This is a genomic window from Oceanobacillus halophilus, assembly GCF_003628505.1.
Classification (GTDB): Bacteria; Bacillota; Bacilli; order Bacillales; family Amphibacillaceae; genus Oceanobacillus; species Oceanobacillus halophilus.
Genome location: NZ_RBZP01000045.1, coordinates 1 through 2,037, shown reverse-complemented (window position 1 = coordinate 2,037; position 2,037 = coordinate 1). Strand labels below are relative to the sequence as shown.

Annotated in this window: 1 protein-coding gene; it reads left to right on the top strand. The window is 42.2% G+C overall.

From position 1 onward, the window contains the following. Positions 1-550: 550 nt before the first annotated feature. Complete coding sequence (gene ltrA / locus D8M06_RS19575; protein WP_121206245.1) at positions 551-1,849, top strand: group II intron reverse transcriptase/maturase; 1,299 nt, start codon at positions 551-553, stop codon at positions 1,847-1,849. Positions 1,850-2,037 lie beyond the last annotated feature (188 nt).

Genomic DNA, 2,037 nt, shown 5'->3' with positions numbered 1-2,037 from the left:
TTTTTTCTGCGTGCGGCGTGCCCAGCAAGCCGTTAATTGCTGGTTGATGAAAGTTCAACCCAAGTAAGTGTCAAGGCGCTTGGTAGCTGACAGGCAGCTGGTGGAGAAATCCTAAGGTTGAAGCCCTGTGACAACGTAGCTTCTAACGAAGTGCTAGCGAAATAGCAGACCGTAACATTAAGTGAATCTTGCCGCCTCGTCAAGAGAGACCTTCTATAGAAGGACAAAGGGGAGTCGACCCTGGCGCACGTGGGGGAAGACCATGGAAGATGTGAAGAACTTGAAAGTGCAGCATTGAAGAATCCCTCGGGGTATAGAGATCGGTATGCTAGGAAAGTAATTAACGTAACTGGGGATACCCTCCTCGGTAACTCTACACGCGGAGTAAACAGAAACCTATAAGCCAAAGGGTGAAATGGTGGATGGACTGAGAGGGAGTCGGAGGGGGTCATAGTACCGATGATGGTAATGACAACAAAACATTGCCTAGGGAAGGACGGCAAAAGCCAGTACCCTACTTCGTTCACAAGTTTGAAGGAGGTACGAGTGAGTGAATGCTGGAAAACTAGCTAACTACACCAATGTAAAAGCTCAACAACTTTGGAAAACTTTATATCTTTGTGCCAAGGAAAGCCCTACAAGACGTTTTCATGCATTGTATGATAAGGTCTATCGTCCCGACATACTAGCAGAAGCATGGCGTAAAGTTAAAAGAAAGAGGGGAAGTGGAGGAATCGATGGACAAACTATTGAAAAGATAGTAGACGAATATGGTGAGAGGAAGTTTCTAAATGAACTGTACCTTGAACTGAAAGAAAATCGATTCCGACCGAAACCGGTAAGAAGAGCCTACATTCCAAAAGGGAATGCGAAATCAAGACCATTGGGTATTCCAACGATAAAAGACAGAGTGGCGCAGATGGCAATGAAGATGGTGATTGAACCAATCTTTGAAGCAGACTTCCAAGACTGTTCTTATGGTTTCCGACCAAAGCGAAATGCTCATCAAGCCATAGCGAGAATTAGGAAAGCCAGCAAGAAATCTTATTGGGTAGTTGATGTGGACATCAAAGGTTATTTTGACAATATCAATCAAGATAAATTGTTAAAACTTATCGAAATGCGTATTAGTGACAGAAGAATAGTGAAACTCATACGCAAATGGCTAGAAGCTGGAATCATGGAAGATGGCCATTTTCGTGATTCTGTAACCGGAGTTCCACAAGGTGGTGTCATTTCACCGTTACTATCAAATATCTACTTAAATGTATTGGATTCTCTTTGGTTGAAGAAATTTGCCCATTTAGGGCAAATTGTTCGCTATGCAGATGATTTTGTCATTATGTGTCGTACCAAGAGTCAAGCTTTGAAAAGCATACGAGTGCTAAAAGGAATTATGAAGAAATTAGACCTTACACTCAGCGCAGAAAAGTCAAGGCTTGTCAATATATGGGATGATTCTGATGGGTTTGACTTTCTAGGCTTGCATCACAGGAAATTCCCTGTTCTTAAGGAAGGTAATTATAAAATATACTTAATGTCCCATATTCCAACCAAAAAGGCGATGAACAGAATGCGGGAGAAGATAAAGGAATTCGTGGCAAAGAATCACAAATTAACCCTTGAAATGGATGAATTAATTAAAGGATTAAATCGGAGATTACAAGGATTTAAGAACTATTACCTTATCTCACCGATAGCCAAGAGGTGGTTAGATGAGATTGACTGGTACGTCATAGGGAGACTAACTATATTTTGGAATAGGAAACGAAATAAACGTCACAAGATTTCTAGTATGAGCGAGGTCAGCAAAAGGACTAAATACAAGCTAGTGAAACTGGCACATTAGGTAAGTACGTAAAGCCAAAGAAAGAAGAACGTCGGAAAGCCGTATGAGGGAGAACCTCACGTACGGTTTGATGAGGGGGAGCAGGGAAAGGGATTGCATTCAAGTCTGGCTTAGTAAGGTGGAAAACCCTGAAACCCGAAGGCAAGAAGGCGCTATCTACTTCCTGTTCTCTACTCTACATGTAACCC